Genomic DNA, 20,349 nt, shown 5'->3' on the forward strand with positions numbered 1-20,349 from the left:
GATCATCCTGGCCCAGGGTTCAAACGCTGGACTATGATGATGGAAAGGGAGAAGGGCGGCTAGGCGGGTGCCAGAATTTCAAGGCGTTTCATGCATTCATTTGGGGTTATCCTTATCTTGGCCGTTTATCCATCGAAACCTATCATGAGCCCATTGAACATTGACCCAAATATTAAAAGAGCTACCACACTGCCCGCTTCCTTTTACCGAGACAGCCATGTGTTCGAAAGCCTCAGGGAGAAAGTCTTCGCCCGGTCGTGGCAGTGGATAGGGCAGGAGAGTCAGGTAAGCCTTTCGGAGAGTGTCTATCCGCTTACTTTGCTGGAAGGATATTTGGACGAGCCGCTTTTGCTGACAAAGGACAGTGACGAGCAAGTTCGTTGCCTGAGCAATGTATGCACACACCGGGGAGCACTGCTTTGCATGAACCCTGGTAGGGCAAAAAAGCTCGTTTGTCAGTACCACGGACGGCGGTTTGCCCTCGATGGCAAGTTTGAGCACATGCCGGAGTTTGGTGAAGCAGAAAACTTTCCCAGGGACTGCGATAACCTGCCTGCGTTAGAGCTGCGGAAGTGGTTTGGCTTCCTTTTCACCTCGTTGGCTCCGGCTTTCGATTTTCAGCAGGTGATTGATGTGATGCAGGAGCGGGTAGGTTTTCTTGACCACACGAAGTTCCGTTTTGCGCCGGAATTCAGCAGGGACTACCTGGTCAACAGCCACTGGGCTCTGTATTGCGACAACTACCTCGAAGGCTTTCACATCCCGTTTGTGCACAAAGACCTGAACGCTGTGCTCGACTACGGCACATACAAGACAGTGGTGTACGACCATTGCAACCTGCAGATAGGGTACGGCAAACCCGGCAGCGACTGCTTTGAACTGCCCGAGGGCCACCCTGACTCAGGCAAGATCGTTTCAGCCTGGTATTACTGGGTTTTCCCCAATATGATGTTTAACTTTTATCCATGGGGGCTGTCTGTCAACATAGTGAAGCCTCTCTCCATTGGAAGAACCAAAGTGAGCTTCCTTACTTATATATTGGATGAGGAGCGCTACAAGCAAGGAGCGGATGTGATGACCGACAAGGTAGAACGGGAAGACGAGTTTGTGGTGGAGGCTGTGCAGAAGGGCATTCGGTCCCGGTTTTATCCGGGAGGCCGGTTCTCACCAACACGAGAGAAAGGCGTGCATCATTTTCACACCTTGCTAGCGAAGTTTGTTCAAAATACCGAGAAATAGGTATGTAGCGATCATGGTAAACCGGTACCTTTCGATGTAACTAATATTTTCACTTACTAACCCTTATTATTATGAAAAAGCTGCCGATCAATGATTTATTTATTTACAGTGCTGAATTCCGGTCTAGTAGTTCTTTGGGAGGAGGCGATCCGCCCCCGCCGCCGCCGCCAGAACCAGATCCTGATGACGATAAAAAATAGGTGCAAATGACTCGACGAATCGTTACTTTGTTACTATTCTCTTTTTTTTATTTTAACACGAATAGTCAGAGAATTGAGAAAAGGGCTGATGTAGACAGCCTTTTTTTGGTTTTTGACAATCTTAGTGTGACAAATCCGGATTCAGCGCTCGAAATGTCAACCAAACTTGAAATGTTATTCGCTGACCGTAATGACACAGTCAAACTTGCTCAAATGTACCGGAGTATTTCCATGATACATAGAGCTAAATCTGACTATTTAAAGCTCATAGAGTTTGGGAACAAATCCATAGAGCTTTATCGTCAGCTGGGTGATTCGCTGCGGGTGGCATTTAACTATAATAATGTGGCAACTGCGCATCAATACTTAGGCCATCGAAAGCAATCGTTAGAACTTCTTCTGCGTTCGTTGGAGCTAAGAAAACTATATGGTTCACCTGAACAGTACACTGTTGGCCTGCATTCGCTTGGTAACTACTTTATGGAGATAGGTGAATACGAAAAATGTGAACGATATTATATGGAAGCCATTGAAATTTTGGAAGAGCTAGATGACATCTCCAGACTTTCAGATATATATACGAGCATGGGCGTTCTTTCCGGACTAAAAAAGGACTACGAGAAATCACTTGAGTTCTACGAAATAGCCTTGCGGATGTATGAAGAACTGGGAGAAGAGTCCCAGTTTCCAGGTATATGGTATGCTTTGGGCTACAATTTTTTCAAACAAGAAAATTTCTTGAAGGCGAAGGCTTATTTTCTTCGTGCTGACGATAGTGATTTGAAACTGACTGACAGGTATAAATTCTGCTATAACCTGCTCATGTTATCTATAACTGAGCTTAAACTGGAGAATTATCAAAGTGCCTTGAAATACGTCAGAGAAGCAGATGAGTTGGCTAGTGAGATAGGGGCTCTTTCATATAGTAGAGAAGCGCAAAGCATTTTAAATGATATTTTTTTAGAGTTAGGCGACTACAAACAGGCTTATCAAAGCTTGCGACTTTACCGTGAATTGTCGGACTCTCTTTATAGCATAGATAAAGAAAACACTGTCAAAGAACTCACCATCAAATACGAAACCGAACTCAAGGAACAAGAGATACAAAAACTCTCCTCCGAAAAAGAGCTTCAGGAAAAAGAAATACTTCTCGCCACCACAGAAAAGAATGCCTACATGATTGCCGTGGTGTTTGCGATTGCCCTGGCGCTGGCCATTCTGGCGTTTTTCACGCAAAGGCAAAAAGCCATGCAGCTACGAAGCGAAAAGGCGCTGGCGGAGCGAAATACGCAGATCAATTCACTGCTTCAGGAACAAGAGGTCAACACACTCAGCGCCTTACTCGAAGGGCAGGAGAAGGAACGCCTTCGTATTGCTGAAGAGCTGCACGACAGGCTGGGGAGCCTGCTTTCTGCCATAAAACTCAACTTTAACGGCTGGATAGGGAAGCGGGATCTGAGTCAGGACGAGGTGGAGGACTATTCTGCCAAAACCAGCGGTCTGCTCGATGAAGCCGTTACGGAGGTAAGGCGGGTGTCGCACAATCTTTCCACCGGTCAGGTGTCTCGCTATGGCCTGGTCGGATCCATGGAAGACCTGGCGGCCACCGTCAATCGCTCAGATAGCATCAAAATGAAAGTATTGCATTTCAACCTCGGCGAGCGCCTGCCCATCGAGCTGGAAACTGGCATTTACCGTATCGTGCAGGAAATGCTGGCCAACGTGCTGAAGCATGCTAACGCCCAAGAATTCACTGTTCAGTTGAGCAAGACAGACAATAGCGTTATCCTGACGGCCGAGGATGATGGTAAAGGATTTGACTACAGGGAGGCCAGAAAGCGGGGAGGCATTGGCCTTCATAATATTGACAATAGGGTAAAGAAATTCGGCGGGCAGTTCAGCGTGGACTCCTCACCGGGAAAAGGGACAATTTTCACATTTGAATTTCCATTAGAGGCATGAGTGATATTAAGGTGTTGATAGCAGATGACCATCATTTGATGGTAGATGGCATCAAGTCGTTGCTAGACGATGTGGAGGGGCTGGAGATTGTTGGTGTGGCCAATGATGGAGAGGAAACCATGGTGTTTGTTTCCAGAAGGCCCGTTGACGTGATTTTGCTCGATTTGCAAATGCCCAAGATGAACGGCTTTCAGGTAGCAGAGCAGATCAAAAAGAAGTACCCGAAAATCCGCATCCTCGTGCTGACCATGTACGACAAGCCTGGCTTTATCCGTGAGCTGCTGGAGTCGGGTGTGGATGGCTATGTGCTGAAAAACACCGGCAAAGAGGAGCTTGTGCAGGGAATTATGACCGTACACAAGGGTGAGAAATTCTTTAGTAAGGAGGTTTCCGGGATTTTCTATGACAGCTTCCGGAAGGAGAAGGATGAAAACACCTTTCTCACTAGCAGAGAGATTGAAATCATCAAACTGATAGCGCAGGAGCTTACTTCTCAGGAAATAGCCGAAAAGCTATTCCTCAGCCACTTTACGGTAGACACCCACCGCCGTAATATCATCAACAAGCTGGGAGTGAAAAACACAGCTGGCCTTATCCGATACGCCTATGAGAATGGGTATTTTGATTTGCAGAACTAGGGGGTTGAAACTCCAAATAGCAAAAAGCAAACGTCAAATAAGTTCCAGGGCGCAAAACAGGAAATTTCAAACAGGCGCTTTATCGAGGCTGCATCTGATCGTTGCCTGATCGAAGCTATTTCATAGTCCTTCAGCTGGCGAAGAGAAATTCGCTATTTCATTTTCCTGTTCCCAGCTGTTACTTTTTCGTGATCCCCGTGGTCTGTCCCCCGACAGACCTTGAATCAACTCCTTTGCGGTGCCTACGGGCCGTCAGGGGACAGCCCAAGGGATCGGAGCTTCAGCTATTTGAATTTGTGATTTACTTGAGATTTGACGTTTGCGATTTGTCTTTCTCAGTTTCAACTACCACTATTTTTACTAGTTTTAGTTTTGCCAGTTATTTCTGTTAAAACAGAGTATATAAATGGTGCATATTCTCCAGCAAGAAACCAATTGATTCAAATGAAACTGAAGCATTTCGTTCTGATCGTTATTCTCGGATTTTGCTGCCAAACTCATGGGCAGGGGTTGGAAAAAAGCACTGAAATTGATAGTCTTTTTTCGCTAGTCATTAAACACCGAGTAAGAAGCCCTGATTCTTCACTAGAAGCAGCAAAACATCTCTTGCCATTGCTCGAGGGCATTGAAAGAAATGATCAACTTGCGGATCTATATTGGAATATGTCAACAGCGTATTTTTATAAGAATGAGTATTTAAATGTTATTGACTATGGGATTAAGTCGATAGACATTTTTCGAAAATTAGGAGACTCCTTGCGGGTGGCTGATAATTACACCACTCTGAGTAGCGCTTATAAATATCTGGGACATAGAAAAGAGGCCCTTGAGTACAACTTACGTTCGGTCGAATTAATGAAACAATATGGAAAGCCGACTGATTATGCAACATCCCTCTATGCGTTGGGTAATTATTATATGGAAACTAAGGAGTACGACAAGTGCGAGACTTATTATTTAGAAGCTTTAACGATTCTTGAGGGAGCAGATTCACCTGGTAAGCTCGCTGACATGTACTTCAATATGGGAGTTCTATCAGCGGTTAAAAAAAGGATAGATGAGTCCTCCGGCTTCTATGAAAAGTCTCTTGGTTTATATCAAGCGCTTGGCGACGAAGCCAGCTACCCAAAAGTCTGGACAGCTATTGGGTACAATTTTTATGTGCAAGGAAAATTTACTAAAGCCAAAAGCTACTATTTAAAGGCAGAGCAGGGACTTTCAATATCAAGTAGTACCTACAGTTACTGTTATAATCTGGCGTCTTTGTCACGCACTGAGTACATGCTTAAGAACTATGGGTCGGCATTGAACTACGCAAAAAAAATGGAAAGAGTAGCTAGTGATGTTGGAGTTCTTAGGTTTAGTATAGATGCCCAAGTTCTTTTTCGACAAGTATATGATGCCCAGGGAGATTTACCCAAAGCCTATGCAAGCCTGCAGCTCTTCCACATACTCTCCGACTCGCTGCAGAATATCGAAAAGGAAAAAGTTGTCAAAGAACTCACCATCAAATACGAAACCGAACTCAAGGAAAAGGAAATAGCGAAGCTCACCTCGGAAACGAAGGCGCAGGAGCAGGAAGTGCTGCTGGCTACATCAGAAAAGAATGCCTACCGGGTGGGTATTGTGTTGGCAGTGGCGCTGGCCATTGCGGTCTCGGCCTTTTTTGCACAACGGCAAAAGGCCAGCCAGCTCAGAAGTATGCAGGCGCTAACAGAACGCAATGTTCGCATCGATGCGCTTTTGAAAGAGCAGGAGGTAAGCTCGCTCAATGCCCTGATAGAAGGGCAGGAAAAGGAACGCATGCGAATAGCTGAGGAGCTTCACGATCGTCTGGGGAGTATGCTGTCGGCGATTAAACTGAATTTTATTAGCAGCACTGTCAAAAAAGACGTAGAACAAAAAAGCCCCGAAAACGAGACAGTCAAAACCACCCAAATGCTGGATGAGGCGGTGACCGAAGTGAGGCGCATTTCTCATAACCTCTCTACCGGTCAGGTATCCCGGTATGGGCTGGTCAGCTCCATGGATGACCTGGCAGCGAGGATCAACCAGTCGGACAGCGTGGCCATGAAAGTGATGCACTTTAACCTGGAAGAACGGCTGCCGGTAGAAATGGAAACAGGTATTTACCGTATCACCCAGGAAATGCTGGCCAATGTGCTCAAACATGCGCATGCCAGCGAGTTCATTGTTCAGCTGAATAAGACAGAGAACAGCGTGATACTGACTGCGGAAGACGACGGAATAGGCTTCGACTACAAAGAAGCCAGAAGAAGGGGTGGCATTGGCTTGCAGAATATTGAAAATCGGGTGAAGAAGTTCGGAGGGCAGTTCAGTGTTGACACCGCCCCGGGTAAAGGGGCTATTTTAACTTTTGAGTTTCCGCTGGAAGCCTGAAAGAGATGAGAGGGGGCGTCAGGCATTTGTTGAAATGTCAAAAACCAACCTCCAACTCCGTGGTCTGTCCCCCGACAGACCTTGACGAAAGCCTTTTGCGATGTGTTTGGGCTGTCAGGGGACAGCCCAAGGTCACAAGACGAGCCAAGGTGTGGAAGCCTGAAAGAGATGGTTGGGGTTGTCAGACATCTGTTGAAATGTCAAAAATCAACCTCAAATAAGCAGTTGAGCTGCTACAAGGAAACCCCAAATAACAAATGACAAATCTCAAATAAGCTCCAAGGCACAAAATGAGAAACCTCGAAAACAACCTCCAACTCCGTGGTCTGTCCCCCGACAGACCTTGACTAAACTCCTTTGCGATGCGTTTGGGCTGTCAGGGGACGACCCAAGGTCAGAGGACGGCCCAAGTGTCGGTGGATCTGATGGCGTAGCAAGTTTCGGATTTCGCTTATTCGAATTTGAGATTTACTTGCCTTTTTTTGCGCTTGTTATTTGGGTATTGTTCTTTAAAAAAGTGCTATTCTCTCAATTTCAGCGCTTTCACTTCCTCAATATTCTTGCAACCAGCCAAGCCCATGTTGAGCTCAAAATCGGCTGCCATGTTCCTGATGACATCGTATACCCCCTCTTCTCCGTCAATGGCCAACCCGAAAGCATAACTCCTTGCCATGCAAACGGCCGAAGCACCGAGTGCCACCGCTTTCATCATGTCCGCCCCGGAGCGTACGCCCGAATCGAGCAGGATGGGGAAGTCTTCACCAACGGCTTTTTTCACTTCTGGCAACATTTCAATGGTGCTCACAGCGCCATCTACCTGTCTGCCTCCGTGGTTAGAAAGTATAATGCCATCCATTTCATGTTCCATGGCCATTTTCGCATCTTCCGGGTGCAGAATGCCCTTCAGCAGAATGGGTAGCTTGGTTCTTTTTCTCAGAAATGCGAGATCTTGCCAGGTAAGGGAAGGCCGGGAGTAGATATTGATAAATTGTCGGACGGCAGCCAGTGGTTCGCCAGAAAAAGCGTTTTTAAAGAAGTTGCCTGGGTAGTTGTTTAATAATTGAATAAGGGACAGAAAGGTGGTTGGCCTGATTTTCCTTTCCACAGGCGTTTCCTCGCCGATGGCTTTCTCTCTCAGCAGGCGCATAAACACCGGATCGCTGGTGTATTGAGCAATGCCCTTGGCTTTCAGGAAGGGGAGGAAGGCCAGGTCGAGGTCCCTGGTTCTCCAGCCGAGCATGGAGGTGTCGAGCGTTACCACGATAGCCGAACAGCCACAATTCTCGGCCCTTTTCACCAGGCTTTCCACCAGCTCATTCGACTTGCTCCAGTAGAGCTGAAACCACCTTGGGCTATCGCCCATGGCCCTGGCAACCGTTTCCATTGGCACTGACGCCTGATTGGAAAAGATAAAGGGAATGCCAGCTTTTGCTGCAGCCTTCCCCACCGCCAGGTCGGCCTTTTTGTGCACCATTTCCAGCACGCCCACTGGAGAGAGCAGCAGTGGTAGGGGAAGCTTTTGACCAAAGAGGGTAGTAGAAGTGTCCCTTCTTGATACATCGTTGAGCATGCGGGGAACAATCTTCCATTTTTCGAAGCCTGAGAGGTTTTCAGCCATCGTAGTCTCCCGACCTGCGCCTCCGGCAATATAGGCCCAGGCCTCTTTGCTCATTTTCTTTTTGGCGGCTTTCTGAAGTTTGGCAAAGTCGACAGGCACCTTCGGTAAAATACCAGCCATGCCGTCAAGGTAAATCTTCTTTTGCCAGCTGAGGGCATCCATGGGTTCGCTCATGTGTGTGTTGTTGTGCAAAATGCCCATCAAACCATTTGCTTTTCGGGCATTCAGCATAGCTATTAAAAAATCAAACTAGCGTCATATCAATCTAATGCAAAAGACGCACATTCTCAACTGATCACACCTCAATCCCGTCAACAGTAAGGCGACCTTCCTGCCAGTCATTGTTGAGGAGCACCATCACTTGCGTGAGGCCGGCACTGACCAACTGCTCGGCTGTTTCGCTGAAAAATCCTGTCATTTCTTGTGTGTGATGGCTGTCGGAGTTTATCATGATGGGAATCGACATGTCTTTCAGGTAGCGAAAAATCCACGGGGAGGGGTAGCTCGTTGTGGTCTTCTTTTTATACAAACCCCTGGTATTAATTTCCAGCATCAATCCTTTTCCCTTCACAGCTTCAAGTGTTTCAACGATCTCCTTTTGATACCACCTGTCGTTTTCATTGAAGAGAAGCCCGTTGGCATTCTGCATTTTTATTTTGTCCAGATGCCCAACTATGGTGGGCGGAGCTTCTTGTATCATTTGTCTGGTAAGGGCGAAATACCTTTGAACGGCGGCTTTTGCATCGCCACCAAAAATAGATTGCAGCCCATCATCAAAAACTTTTGATGCTCCGTCTATTTCCCAGGGGGTGCCATCGGCAAACGAGTCCACAAAATGAACCGAGCCTATGCTGTAGTCCAGGTCGGCGTCTACGATCCAATCGCTGTTTACCGAAATAACTCCAGGTATAAAGTCAACCTCAAGGCTGCTATATACATCGATAATTCCCAGGTATTTGGCTTTGCAGTCCTGTATATCGGTGAAATAATCGGACATGGCCTCCCTTTTCATCGTCCAGGGCCACGTAAATGGCGTGGGTGCGTGCGATGAAATGCCATAGGAAATCATGCCAAGTTCAACAGCCCGGCTGATATATTCTTCTGCTGTGCCTTTGCCGTCGCAGTAGTGCGTATGGCTGTGGTAGTTTGTCCAACCCTTCATTTACACAATTTGCAAAAAAGAAGTGGCGTTTTTAGAAAAATTGTGATGAATGAAATGTTATGTGTGCCTCAAAAAATAGAGATGAAAAATTTATTGATGACGATAACCACCAGGAGGGAGAAAAACAATGTTACCTCAACGATTAAAAGGACTTTGCTCCAGGTCTTTCCAATTTTCATTGAACTTAGGGGAAGTAGGTTTCTATTTCAATATTAATAATTCTTCACCTTTCATAAACGGTTGTTAATCAGAAGTTTTCCACAATTCGATAAGAATTTTGTTGATAACCTAACCCCGTGTTTCGTATCTTCATGCGAAAAATAGACAATCATGCGTAAACTATTATACATAGGTATTTCAGCGTTGATGCTGACTGCTTGCCAGCAAAAGGAAGTGAAAAATGAGCAAGCCGCTGTTGCTGATGAGGCGGTTTACGAAAGCTTTGGTGCCGCTATAACCGACGATCAGGCATCACCAGTAGCCCAACTTACAGCCATGGCTGGTGATTCAATTTACACCAAGGTGAGGGGAACCATTGTTGATGTGTGCCAGGCTAAGGGTTGTTGGATGAAACTCGATCTTGGCAACAATGAAACTATGAGGGTAACCTTTAAGGACTATGGATTTTTTGTGCCAAAAAATGCCAAAGGCAGGGAGGTAGTGATAGAGGGAGTGGCGCTGAAGTCGTTAACGCCTGTTGAAGAATTGCAGCACTATGCCAAAGATGCCGGAAAAACGGCCGATGAAATTGCAGCCATTACGGCGCCCGTTCAGGAATTGTCCTTCGAGGCAGTTGGGGTATTGATGAGATAAGGGAGAATGGCCCACATCCGTTCGGCATGTGGGCACTCAAGCTTTAAATTTTGTTGTACGACGTAATGATCCCTTTAATCAGTGCCGAGCTGAAGCCCTGATGCTCCATTTCATTCAAGCCGGCAATGGTGCACCCTTGTGGTGTGGTTACCTTATCAATCTCATATTCAGGGTGTCGCCCGCCTTCAAGCAATAAACTAGCTGCTCCTTTTACCGTTTGTGTGGCAATTAGCTGTGCCACCTTGGCACTGAAGCCAATTTCGATACCCCCCTGAGACGCCGCTCTGATAAACCTGAGTGCATAGGCAATACCGCAAGCGCCAAGAATAGTAGATGCATTCATCAGCTCCTCCTGAATATAGATAGCAGAGCCAAGCTGCGAAAAAAGCTTCAGCACTGCCTCCGAGGCGTCTTTGTTGCTCTCGTCTCCGGCTAAACAGGTCATAGACTCGCAAATGGCGATGGCGGTATTGGGCATGGCCCTGTACACTAACGCTTGTGCTCCCAGTACGGCCTTCATGTCTTGAATAAGTACGCCGGTAACCACCGATACAACGATAGGCCCCTTCTTTTCTACTGCGAACTTGATTTGCTGCAACACCTCTTTGGTTTGCTTGGGCTTGATGGCAAGAATCACCATGTCGGCCGACTCGGTAGCCTGCACATTATCAGCACTGATGTTCACACCCTTCTCGGCTAGCTGATCCAGCAACTGGACATTTCGACGGGTAACAGTAATGTCTTCTGCTTTGGCGTAATTCTTTTTAATTATCCCTTCGGCAATCGCCACCCCCAGGTTGCCACCACCTATTATCGAAATCTTCATAAAGCGTCTGTTGATTAAATGTTTATCTAAGCGAGCGCAAAGGTTAATGAAAATTTGGTCAAGAAGGAAATACGCAGCTCATTTATGCTAAAAATCCCCCTGCTTCACCTCGAAAGTGAGAAATCAGCAGATCACCTACTTTGGTTTGTGCACAGCGGTTTGATGATGATTTCGATAGTATTGCAAGCGGTGCTCAGGAATAAAAAAAAGGAGGCTCCATGCTCAGGAACCTCCCTTTGTAAAGTCATTAAGGCCGCCTTTTTACTTGAAAGCAGGAATTCCCGTGATATGATTTCCCAAAATCAGCAGGTGGATGTCGTGTGTGCCTTCGTAGGTCAACACCGATTCCAGGTTCATCATGTGGCGCATCATAGGGTACTCTCCGGTGATGCCCATACCGCCATGTATTTGTCTGGCTTCTCTTGCTATGTCCAGCGCCGTTGCCACGCTGTTTCTCTTGGCCATCGAAATCTGTGGTGTGGTGGCCTTGCCTTCGTTCATCATTTTGCCGAGCTTCCAGTTAACCAGCTGTGCTTTCGTTATTTCCGTAAGCATTTCGGCCAGTTTTTTCTGAATCAGCTGGAAGCTTCCGATCGGCTTGTCGAACTGAATACGCTCCAGAGCGTACCTGCGGGCTGCATCGTAGCAGTCCATAGCCGCACCAATCGCTCCCCAGGCAATGCCGTAGCGGGCGCTGTCGAGGCACTTCATGGGTGCGCCCAGGCCGCTTTTGCCTGGCAGGAGGTTTTCCTTGGGCACTTTTAGGTTGTCAAACACCAGTTCGCCCGTGCAGCTGGCTCTCAGCGACCATTTGCCGTGAGTTTCCGGCGTGGAAAAGCCTTCCATGCCTCGCTCTACTACCAGGCCATGGATCCGGCCTTCTTCGTTTTTGGCCCACACCACAGCGATGTCTGCTTTAGGGGCATTCGAAATCCACATTTTGGCTCCGTTGAGGAGGTAGTGGTCGCCCATGTCTTTGAAGTTAGTTTTCATGCCCGACGGGTTCGATCCAAAATCAGGCTCTGTAAGACCGAAGCAACCGAGCATTTCGCCACTTGCCAGTTTGGGCAAGTACTTCATTTTTTGCTCCTCGTTGCCATAACTATAGATAGGATACATCACCAGGGAGCCTTGTACAGACGCTGTAGAGCGCATGCCCGAGTCACCTCTTTCTATTTCCTGCATAATCAGGCCATAAGAAATATAATCCAGCCCGCCTCCACCATACTCTGCAGGAATGGTGGGGCCAAAGGCGCCAACTTCTCCGAATTTCCGAACGATCTCATAGGGAAAATGGTTATTTTCGGCCCAGTGTTCGATATAGGGAGTGATTTCTTTCTTAACAAAATCCCTTACTGAACTCCTGATCAGTAGATGTTCCTCAGTTAGCAGGTCATCAATTTCATAAAAGTCGGGAGATTCGAATAGGTCTTGTTTTTGATTTTTAATGGCTTGGGTGCCTGGGGTTAATGTATTTACGGACATGCTATTTTTTGGTTAAATCCCTTTAAACGTTCAAATTTACAACTAAAACAATTAATTCCTTTGTTTGATGAGCAATTCGGAAAAAGATCAAAAGATCGTATCTCAGATCAGAAAATTGGAGGAGAAGTATGAGGCGATGGGGCAAGATTTGTCATCGTATCTCGACGGTCTTTTGCATGCTGATTACCTTACCTACTGGGACTATATTCACCTCGATACCCTGCTGAGTTTGCAGACACCGAGAACCCGCTTTCCTGATGAAAAGATATTCATTCTTTATCACCAAATCACGGAGCTCTATTTTCAGCTGATAAGAAACGAAATGGCACAGCTATCGTTCGACGACGCTGATGACATCGGCCTTTTTAAAGTAAGGATCAAAAGGATCCTTCGCTACTGGAAACACCTGGTGGATTCATTTGAGGTAATGATCGATGGCATGGAGCCTTCCCAGTTTCTGAAGTTCAGAATGGCGCTGTTGCCTGCAAGCGGGTTTCAGTCTGCCCAATACCGACTGATAGAAATCGGCTCGACATCATTGATCAACCTGACGGATAAGGCCTACCGGGAGAGTGTGCACGGCGAACCTTCGGTGGAGTTACTTATCGACAATCTGTACTGGAAAAGAGGGGCAACGGAGCTGGCTTCGTCAAAAAAGACACTGACACTTCGCCAGTTTGAGGATAAATACCACCGTGAGTTCATTCAATTTGGTGAAGAGATCAAACACCGAACGATTTGGGACGTTTATCAGCAGCAGTACGAAAAGCGTCAGGATGAAGAACTTATAGAATTAATGAGGACATTAGACCAGGAGGCGAACGTGAAGTGGCCGCTTTCTCACTTTAAGTCGGCCACCAGGTACCTGCAAAGAGAACCTGACGTAATTGCTGCTACAGGCGGCACCAACTGGCAAAAATACTTGCCACCACGCTTTCAAATGGTTACATTCTTCCCTGGTCTTTGGAGTGAAACCGAGTTGGACCGATGGGGAAAGTCAATCGATGTAGTTGCAGCGCCAAGTCAATAACTAAATGGTAGCGACGGTCTTTAAACAGGTGTTCTTGCTGGCCTTTGGCCTTTTATGTGTCGTTCAGTCATTGACGGCGCAGGAGGAGAAGTCTGTTTACTATGACCAGGAAAAAAAGTACCTGAAGGAAAAATACCACGTTTCCTATGCCAACCCCCGAGAGCTACAGGGGCTTTACGAATCTTACTACGTGACTGGTAACAAGCAAATGATGGGCAACTACAGCCGGGGAACAGCTACGGGGCTGTGGGAGTACTATTATGAGAGTGGTGGGATAAAAATGAAGGGGTATCTCGAAAACGGAATCCCCTTCGGAAAATGGGAATACTTCTACGAAAGTGGCAAAAAGAGCATGCAGGGAAGCCTCTATGGCGAAGTGCGGGGAGGCAACTGGACGTTTTACTTTGAGCATGGAGACATAAAGAGTGAGGGGGCATTCAAAAATGGGGAACGCCAGGGTATTTGGAATTACTTCTACGAAGACGGAACGCTGAAGGCTCAGGCGTTTTATGAAAACGGCACAGGTATATATAAAGAGTTTTATCCATCAGGACAGCTAAAAGCACAGGGCTTGAATAAAGGTGGTAGAAGTGAAGGCAAGTGGGTATACTATTTTGAAGACGGAAGCAAGCAAGCTGAAGGCATGTTCAGGGAGGGTGAGCGAGTAGGGGATTGGAAATATTTCCACACCAATGGAGAGATTTCTGCAGAGGGGGCGTTTGAAGCCGGGACAAAGGAAGGCAACTGGAAGTATTATCACGAGGATGGAACGGTCAGTGCTGAGGGTAATCTGGCAGACGGTAAGAAAGATGGCTCATGGAAGCTGTTTGAAAGAGATGGACAAACGAAGGGAAGTGTTCTTTACCGTGACGGCTTTGGCACCTACACCGAGTACTTCGAGAGCGGTAAAATAAAGGTGAAAGGCGACTTGAAGGATGACGTGAAAGTTGGCCAGTGGTACTATTATTTTGAAAGTGGAGTGCTGGAGGGGGAATGTTTTTTCACTGACGGTGTGGGTGTTTTTCGGGGTTACTATGAGGACGGCACCTTGAAAATGGAGGGAGAGGTTCGAAATGGAGATAGAGTAGGCGAATGGAAACTCTACCACGAAGATGGCAGCCTGGCTGGGCTTTATAGGCCTATTTACGAGGATGATAAGCCAGTGTTCAGGCTTTCTGAAACCGAAAACCTTGTGCCCGACAGGGTGCCATATAACAAACCAGAGTACAAATTTAAAAATCGTAACTCCCGGTATTTTACGCCACGGGTCGGCGAATACAAGGGATGGATTTTTGCCACCAATCCCGCTGCGCCCCTGCTTGGGGGCTTACCGGTGTCCGTCGAACACTATTCACAGGAGAGACTGGGCTACGAATTTCAGTTTATTTATCTGAAACAACCATTTTTCAAAGGCTCCTCCTCTGTGCAGGACAATAAACTCTTTCTGCAAGGGAGCAGAATTAAGCTGCGCCAAAAGTTCTACGATAGCGATAACCTGTTTGGGATGTTCTACTTTGGCCAGGAGGTGGCATTTACCTCTATTGACCACCGTGCGCATATCATCGATTCGACGGGAGTGAACAACGGCCGTATTACAATCGGCACGCAGGAGCAGAAAATAGAATATGGTTTATTTCTTGGTAATCGCTGGCTGAGTGACCCCGGGGGCAGCGGCTTCACGGTGGACGCTTATATTGGAGCAGGTATCGGTTATAGGCTCCTGAGAAAGAATTATCAGGAGACTGCTGAACGAAATAATGTGTTTTCTGATTTAAACCAGAGCAATATTTCGTTTCCAATTATAATCGGGGTGAATATCGGATTCTTAGTCGGGCCCAAAAATGGCCCCGGTTTTTTCGTTAACTAGATGAGTAAAAAGACAGTAATACTAGGCGCCACCACCAATCCTCAGCGGTATGCCTATATCGCAGCTGACAGGCTTTTGAAGGCAGGCCACGAAATTGTTCCCGTAGGCATCAAAAAGGGAGAGGTCTTTGGCCATAAAATTTTAGACGTAACATCCTCGCCCGTGATAAATGAGGTAGACACCATTACAATGTATGTTGGCCCTCAGCATCAGAAGAGCCTTTACGACTATATTACCCAATTGCACCCAAAAAGAGTGGTGTTCAACCCTGGCAGTGAGAACCCTGAGCTTGAGGAGCTGCTTCGTAGTGAAGGAGTAGAGGTAGTTGAAGGATGTACACTCGTTATGCTTTCCACCAATCAATACTGAAAAAAGGCTGATTTCAGGTTTCCCGGATTTCGATTCATCCAAGGATACACATAGTTGGGCGAAACCATGTCCTGCTTAGTCGAGTCTTCAACACCTGCTTGATTTAGCGCCGTACTTTTAGGAAGATTTAAGAATTTCTAAGAGTACGGCTATGAAGAATGTATTAGTTTATTTTGCCATTTTATCAGGAATATTTACTTCAGCGCAGGGTCAGTCAGTAATCAATGCCTATGCCAAAGTCACCAACGTTTCTGGTGCCAACCTTTCACTATCCAACGTAAATGAGACGTACGCCACTTTCGAAGCGGGTGAGAAACTTCTTATTATGCAAATGCAGGACAATGTAATTGGGACAAACACTGGGAACAATTCCAACTTTGGCAACATTGCAGCGATAGGAAGTGCCGGACTTTATGAGCAGGCCACCATTCAGTCCGTAACAGAATCGGCGGGTACTCCCACATCAATCACGCTCACTTCATCACTCACCAACACTTACTACGCTGGCACCAACAGCTCTGTTCAGATTATCTCATTCCCTGAGTATGTCAACTACACCACAACTGCCGACCTCACTGCCCTTCCCTGGAATGGGAACGTAGGTGGTGTTTTTGCTATTGATGTCAATAATACCCTGACCCTTGCAAATAACATTTCTGTGAATGCTCAGGGTTTCGTCGGCGGCATACCAAATCCCACTGGAGATGGCAGCGCTTGTGATGCTGCTACCTACATTTCCAACTCCAATAGTTACGCCAGAAAAGGCGAGAGCATTTATAAAGTAACATCTACCAACTACCGTGCTGCCAGAGGTAAGGTAGCCAACGGCGGCGGTGGTGGCAACTTCCACAATGCCGGCGGTGGCGGTGGTGGTAACTACACTACAGGTGGTACCGGCGGCCCAGGTTGGAACGGCTCTGCTGGCGGCTGCACCCCTACATCCGGTGGCCTTGGAGGATTGGACCTTAGTGACTACATCACTGCATCGAGGGTGTTCATGGGTGGCGGCGGCGGAGGCGGCCAGCAAAACAATGGGCTGTCTCTTACAGGTGGTGCCGGCGGAGGAATCATCATCATCAGGGCTTCAACTATTCAAACCAATGGCGGCTGTGGCGGCTTGTCAATCACGGCAAATGGTGCAAGTAAAGGCCTTACAGGAAACGACGGAGGTGCTGGTGCTGGTGCTGGAGGATCGATCGTCTTCCAGGTAAACAACTGGAGCCTGAGCTGTGCTGTTGCCACAGAGGCCAACGGAGGAAACGGAAGTTCTGTTAACGACGGTAGTACCCACGGCGGTGGCGGTGGCGGCGGCAAAGGAGTGATTATTTTCTCCGGAACAGTGCCGGCAACCAATTTTTCTACAAGCAACGCCCAGGGTACTGGTGGTGCCAATGGAACCGGCGGAGGCGCAGGAACTGCCGTCGCCGGAGGCGCAACTCCTTCGAGCGCAACGGCCGATGCCGATGGTGTTATGGAGTCTTCTTCAGGTGTGTTGCCGGTTGAGCTTCTTAACTGGAACGGAAAGGAAGTTGACAATCAGGTTCTACTAACCTGGACTACTGCCGCTGAAAAGAACAACCATTACTTCACTATTGAAAGATCTTCTGATGCCAAAAATTGGGAAGTCTTTGAAATAGTGGAAGGAGCAGGCACCACAGACCGCAAAATGTATTACGACCTGATGGATGAAGAGCCAATGCCTTCAACCAACTACTACAGACTGTCGCAAACTGACTATGATGGAACCACTGAGGTGTTTGAAATAGTGTCGGTGAAGCTCGACCTTTTTGAGACGAATTTGCTGCTATACCCCAATCCTAGCAACGGACTGTTCAAGATAAAACTGCCCGACGTACTGCTGGAGGCCGACTATGCCATACAAATGTTTGACGTCAATGGAAGAGCGGTTGAGACCAATGTAAGTCAGGGGTGGGGAGAAGTGGCTGTGGATGCAACCTCGTTGTCAACGGGATACTACTTTGTGAAAGTAGTCGTCGGTAGCTACGTTCAGAATATCAAAGTAATTATCGATTGATAGCTTATTTATATCTGAATATCAGTTAGTTATGTCTTATTCCAAAAGCTCTTCTTGTCCGGTAATTGCTACGATGGAAAGTTTAGAAGTAAGGTGTCTTACCAACGATCGAAATTCTGGACTGTATGCAAGTTGGCTATCGCTTTCCATTCCAGACCGCTGGTTGGATCGCATCTGGCTTGGCGGACGGCCGCTGAAATTTGGTCTGCGAAATGGTAATGTTCAACGAAATTTTAAGGGAGTTAGTCGACACTTTCCATTTGACATCTTAATGATACCTAAATTCATTTCATCTAAATAACAGTGCCATGAAGTCAACGCTAATTGTTCTCGCCTTTTTATCTGTAGCACTTCTAAGTGCCGAAGGAAAAGCCATTACTGATGGAACGAAAAGAGTTAATAACGATACTGAAATTCTCGATGAGGAGGTCACCAACCATGGTGGGTCGCAAGACAACTGGAGGTTGGACTTCGAGGGAGAATTACTGGATGTTATGTTCGAAGTTAGCCCGGAACATTGGCCAATCGCAGATGATCAGGTAAACGCCATTGTGGGCGATGACTATAGTAAAGGCACACATGCCATATTTCCGGAGGTTTCTAAATTGAACCTAAGGAGCTGGACAGCCACTTCTACAAATGAGCAAGTGGAACTTTCCTGGGTTACAACCAGCGAAAACAACAACAAGTACTTTACCATAGAAAAGTCGTCTGATGCCCTCAACTGGTCTGTTTTAGGCATCGTAAAGGCTGCTTGTACAAAATCCAGTGAAACGCAGTACAAGTTTGAGGATAAAAACCCATTGCCGGTTGCCACTTATTATCGACTGTCGCAGACAAGCAGCGAAGGAGCAAGGGAAGTGTTTGATGTGCGAAAAGTAACAGTTGATTTTGCTGACCACAAAACTGCCGTTCACAAAGCCAAAGAACAAAAAGCATTCGAAATCAGGCTGGAAGATGCTTTGTATGATCTGGCGTACGCAACAACTGTGCTTGATCACAATGGCGCTCCTGTTGAATTTAGTATGACGCAAGAATCAGATGGAGTTCTCTTTGATGTCTCGTCTCTTGCTCCGGGTCACTACTCAGTGAAGTTTGATATCGGCGATTACGACGAGCAATTCGATGTAGTAATTGACTGACCGTCGACCATTATGCGGCTAACCCCTAAGCTGCTTTCTATTCGGGCGTTGAAGCGCACCATCTAGTTGGCCATAGCCTTGTAGTCAATAAGGATGTCATTGGCCGTCATGTAGTTTTTTAGGAATTCCACCGTGTCCGCTTCTTTACCTGTGAAATCCTTAATGAGCTCATTGTTAAAAAAGAAAAGCTCGAGCGCATCGAGTTTTGTTACCTCCCTCGGAAAATCTCTGATATCATTGTTAGATACTTTTAACTCTCTTAATTCTTTCAAAGTCAGAACAAACGAAGGAAACGCACTGAGATAATTGTTGTTGACGTGGAATATTTCCAGATTATTTAGTTTTCCAAACTCTTCCGGTAGGTAGCTAAGTCGGTTGTGGTGAAGGTACAGGGCTTTAAGATGAGTAAGCTCGGCAATTTCAGCAGGGACAGAATAGAGCTTGTTGTAAGAAGTGTACAGTATCTCTAGCTCACTGAAATTATTGATGGCGGGATCAATCACCTCAAGTTCATTATGATAGATGTCGATTACCTTAAGCTTTCTCAGATTGTAGAAACTTGCAGGCAGTTGGCTGATCCTGTTTTTGTACATTGAAAAGGCCTCCAGTTTTTCAAAGCCGTCGATCCAATCAGGAATAGCAAGAATTGCATTATTGTTGAACTGCAGGTTGTTGAGCTCTTTTAGTGACAGGAGATTTGGCGTGAGGTAGTTGATATCGTTGTTGTCCAAATTCAATAGCTGCAGGCGCCGGAGAGGGCGCAGGTTCTGACCGTCTGTTTGAATGCAGTTGTTCTCCAGCTTCAGGGCCCTTAGTGTTCTGATGCGACCGGTTCTCGATGGGAGGCTCGTTAATTCATTGTTCATCATCACCAGTTCTTCAATTCTCCGAAGCCTGTTTATCTGCTTTGGCACTTCAGCAAGATTGTTTTGATTCAAATAAACCTTGCTGATCCGCCAGTTCCACCCTGCGGTCAATCCCAGGCTGTCCAGCCGATTGTACGAGAGGTCAACTACGTCCAGCTGCTTGAGTTTTCGCAGTTTACCAGAGAGCCTGTCGATAAAATTACTTCTCAGGTCAAGCGACTCAAGTTGCTTTAACTGATAGACAAATGCCGGTATCTCCCGCAGACTATTACCTGACAAATCAAGCCTTCTCAGGGAGTCGAGGTGAATACCAATCAGGTCATCGGGATTAAAAAGTGTGCTACTTAAACTTAACCCTGTAATATGTGGGTAGGCAGCTAGAATGATACCTAAACTGTCTGTTTGACAGTGCGAAAGGTTAAGAAATTTAATGGTGTCTTTTCGGGTGTTGGCAATAGTGGCTCGCCAATTAAATTCTCCCATTTCAATCGAAAATTTGGTTCTCACTTCGCTGCCTTTTTTTGAGGCAGACGTCGATTGAGCCCAAAGAAAAACTGGGAAAATAATGATTAAAAACGATAACACTGCATATTTGCTTTTCATACCTTAAAACTAAGGATTTAGTTGATTATTTCCTACTGTTAAACATGTATAAGAGTGATAATTATACTATTTTTGACGAGCTTAAAACTGAAAG

At 46.6% G+C, this 20,349-nt stretch carries 16 protein-coding genes; 11 read left to right on the forward strand and 5 right to left on the reverse strand.

Annotation, left to right across the window (positions count from 1 at the left end; translation table 11 throughout):
* The first annotated feature begins 144 nt into the window (after positions 1-144).
* The 5 genes from RT717_RS08395 to RT717_RS08415 all read left to right on the forward strand — a co-directional run bounded on the left by RT717_RS08395 (position 145) and on the right by RT717_RS08415 (position 6,439).
* Positions 145-1,239: an aromatic ring-hydroxylating oxygenase subunit alpha gene (locus RT717_RS08395; RefSeq protein ID WP_317491289.1), complete on the forward strand. Its 1,095-nt coding sequence runs from the start codon at positions 145-147 to the stop codon at positions 1,237-1,239.
* A gap of 71 nt (positions 1,240-1,310) precedes the next feature.
* Positions 1,311-1,439: a hypothetical protein gene (locus RT717_RS08400; RefSeq protein ID WP_317491290.1), complete on the forward strand. Its 129-nt coding sequence runs from the start codon at positions 1,311-1,313 to the stop codon at positions 1,437-1,439.
* A 6-nt stretch (positions 1,440-1,445) separates the two neighbouring features.
* Positions 1,446-3,401: a tetratricopeptide repeat-containing sensor histidine kinase gene (locus RT717_RS08405; protein ID WP_317491291.1), complete on the forward strand. Its 1,956-nt coding sequence runs from the start codon at positions 1,446-1,448 to the stop codon at positions 3,399-3,401.
* Complete coding sequence (locus RT717_RS08410; RefSeq protein ID WP_317491292.1) at positions 3,398-4,039, forward strand: response regulator transcription factor; 642 nt, start codon at positions 3,398-3,400, stop codon at positions 4,037-4,039. Before RT717_RS08405 ends, RT717_RS08410 begins: the two co-directional genes overlap by 4 nt.
* A 663-nt stretch (positions 4,040-4,702) precedes the next feature.
* Positions 4,703-6,439 carry a tetratricopeptide repeat-containing sensor histidine kinase gene (locus RT717_RS08415; protein ID WP_394854126.1) on the forward strand — a complete coding sequence of 579 codons (1,737 nt, stop codon included), beginning with the start codon at positions 4,703-4,705 and terminating at the stop codon, positions 6,437-6,439.
* Positions 6,440-6,959: 520 nt separating this feature from the next.
* On the opposite strand, the gene RT717_RS08420 is transcribed toward RT717_RS08415, so the two are convergent.
* A complete protein-coding gene (locus tag RT717_RS08420; RefSeq protein ID WP_317491294.1) occupies positions 6,960-8,231 on the reverse strand; it encodes an alpha-hydroxy-acid oxidizing protein in 1,272 nt (423 codons plus the stop codon).
* Between the two features lie 121 nt (positions 8,232-8,352).
* Positions 8,353-9,219 carry a histidinol-phosphatase gene (locus RT717_RS08425; protein WP_317491295.1) on the reverse strand — a complete coding sequence of 289 codons (867 nt, stop codon included), beginning with the start codon at positions 9,217-9,219 and terminating at the stop codon, positions 8,353-8,355.
* A gap of 330 nt (positions 9,220-9,549) precedes the next feature.
* Between RT717_RS08425 and RT717_RS08430 the strand changes: the two genes are divergently transcribed.
* Positions 9,550-10,032, forward strand: a complete 483-nt coding sequence (locus RT717_RS08430; protein WP_317491296.1) for a DUF4920 domain-containing protein — start codon at positions 9,550-9,552, stop codon at positions 10,030-10,032.
* 43 nt (positions 10,033-10,075) lie between these two features.
* On the opposite strand, the gene proC is transcribed toward RT717_RS08430, so the two are convergent.
* Together proC and RT717_RS08440 are read right to left on the reverse strand one after the other, a co-directional pair.
* Positions 10,076-10,858 (reverse strand): pyrroline-5-carboxylate reductase, encoded by a 783-nt coding sequence (proC, locus tag RT717_RS08435; RefSeq protein WP_317491297.1) that lies wholly within the window; start codon positions 10,856-10,858, stop codon positions 10,076-10,078.
* A gap of 261 nt (positions 10,859-11,119) precedes the next feature.
* Positions 11,120-12,343 carry an acyl-CoA dehydrogenase family protein gene (locus tag RT717_RS08440; RefSeq protein ID WP_317491298.1) on the reverse strand — a complete coding sequence of 408 codons (1,224 nt, stop codon included), beginning with the start codon at positions 12,341-12,343 and terminating at the stop codon, positions 11,120-11,122.
* A 67-nt stretch (positions 12,344-12,410) separates the two neighbouring features.
* On the opposite strand from RT717_RS08440, the gene RT717_RS08445 reads away from it, so the two are divergent.
* From RT717_RS08445 to RT717_RS08465, 5 genes are all read left to right on the forward strand, one after another.
* Complete coding sequence (locus tag RT717_RS08445) at positions 12,411-13,373, forward strand: tryptophan 2,3-dioxygenase family protein (RefSeq protein ID WP_317491299.1); 963 nt, start codon at positions 12,411-12,413, stop codon at positions 13,371-13,373.
* Positions 13,374-13,377: 4 nt separating this feature from the next.
* Complete coding sequence (locus RT717_RS08450) at positions 13,378-15,240, forward strand: toxin-antitoxin system YwqK family antitoxin (protein ID WP_317491300.1); 1,863 nt, start codon at positions 13,378-13,380, stop codon at positions 15,238-15,240.
* The gene (locus RT717_RS08455; protein ID WP_317491301.1) at positions 15,241-15,609 is read left to right on the forward strand and encodes a CoA-binding protein; all 369 of its coding nucleotides are present in this window, start codon (positions 15,241-15,243) and stop codon (positions 15,607-15,609) included. It abuts the gene before it with no gap.
* A 151-nt stretch (positions 15,610-15,760) separates the two neighbouring features.
* Entirely contained in the window at positions 15,761-17,644 is a 1,884-nt protein-coding gene (locus tag RT717_RS08460; protein ID WP_317491302.1) for a T9SS type A sorting domain-containing protein, read from the forward strand.
* 308 nt (positions 17,645-17,952) lie between these two features.
* Positions 17,953-18,786, forward strand: a complete 834-nt coding sequence (locus RT717_RS08465) for a hypothetical protein (RefSeq protein WP_317491303.1) — start codon at positions 17,953-17,955, stop codon at positions 18,784-18,786.
* 62 nt (positions 18,787-18,848) lie between these two features.
* Here RT717_RS08465 and RT717_RS08470 read toward each other — a convergent pair whose 3' ends face one another.
* On the reverse strand, positions 18,849-20,159 hold the full coding sequence (locus tag RT717_RS08470) for a leucine-rich repeat domain-containing protein (protein ID WP_317491304.1): 1,311 nt from the start codon (positions 20,157-20,159) through the stop codon (positions 18,849-18,851).
* Positions 20,160-20,349 lie beyond the last annotated feature (190 nt).

The sequence above is a fragment of the Imperialibacter roseus genome (assembly GCF_032999765.1).
In the GTDB taxonomy this organism is placed as follows: domain Bacteria; phylum Bacteroidota; class Bacteroidia; order Cytophagales; family Cyclobacteriaceae; genus Imperialibacter; species Imperialibacter roseus.

Bases quoted from the DNA above. Each gene is read 5' to 3' on its own strand.
- RT717_RS08455 (WP_317491301.1), top strand. From the start codon at position 15,241: ATGAGTAAAAAGACAGTAATACTAGGCGCCACCACCAATCCTCAGCGG.
- RT717_RS08425 (WP_317491295.1), bottom strand. From the start codon at position 9,219: ATGAAGGGTTGGACAAACTACCACAGCCATACGCACTACTGCGACGGC.
- RT717_RS08430 (WP_317491296.1), top strand. From the start codon at position 9,550: ATGCGTAAACTATTATACATAGGTATTTCAGCGTTGATGCTGACTGCT.
- RT717_RS08405 (WP_317491291.1), top strand. From the start codon at position 1,446: ATGACTCGACGAATCGTTACTTTGTTACTATTCTCTTTTTTTTATTTT.
- RT717_RS08445 (WP_317491299.1), top strand. From the start codon at position 12,411: ATGAGCAATTCGGAAAAAGATCAAAAGATCGTATCTCAGATCAGAAAA.
- RT717_RS08410 (WP_317491292.1), top strand. From the start codon at position 3,398: ATGAGTGATATTAAGGTGTTGATAGCAGATGACCATCATTTGATGGTA.
- RT717_RS08440 (WP_317491298.1), bottom strand. From the start codon at position 12,343: ATGTCCGTAAATACATTAACCCCAGGCACCCAAGCCATTAAAAATCAA.
- RT717_RS08465 (WP_317491303.1), top strand. From the start codon at position 17,953: ATGAAGTCAACGCTAATTGTTCTCGCCTTTTTATCTGTAGCACTTCTA.
- RT717_RS08460 (WP_317491302.1), top strand. From the start codon at position 15,761: ATGAAGAATGTATTAGTTTATTTTGCCATTTTATCAGGAATATTTACT.
- RT717_RS08415 (WP_394854126.1), top strand. From the start codon at position 4,703: ATGTCAACAGCGTATTTTTATAAGAATGAGTATTTAAATGTTATTGAC.
- RT717_RS08400 (WP_317491290.1), top strand. From the start codon at position 1,311: ATGAAAAAGCTGCCGATCAATGATTTATTTATTTACAGTGCTGAATTC.
- RT717_RS08420 (WP_317491294.1), bottom strand. From the start codon at position 8,231: ATGAGCGAACCCATGGATGCCCTCAGCTGGCAAAAGAAGATTTACCTT.
- RT717_RS08395 (WP_317491289.1), top strand. From the start codon at position 145: ATGAGCCCATTGAACATTGACCCAAATATTAAAAGAGCTACCACACTG.
- RT717_RS08450 (WP_317491300.1), top strand. From the start codon at position 13,378: ATGGTAGCGACGGTCTTTAAACAGGTGTTCTTGCTGGCCTTTGGCCTT.
- proC (WP_317491297.1), bottom strand. From the start codon at position 10,858: ATGAAGATTTCGATAATAGGTGGTGGCAACCTGGGGGTGGCGATTGCC.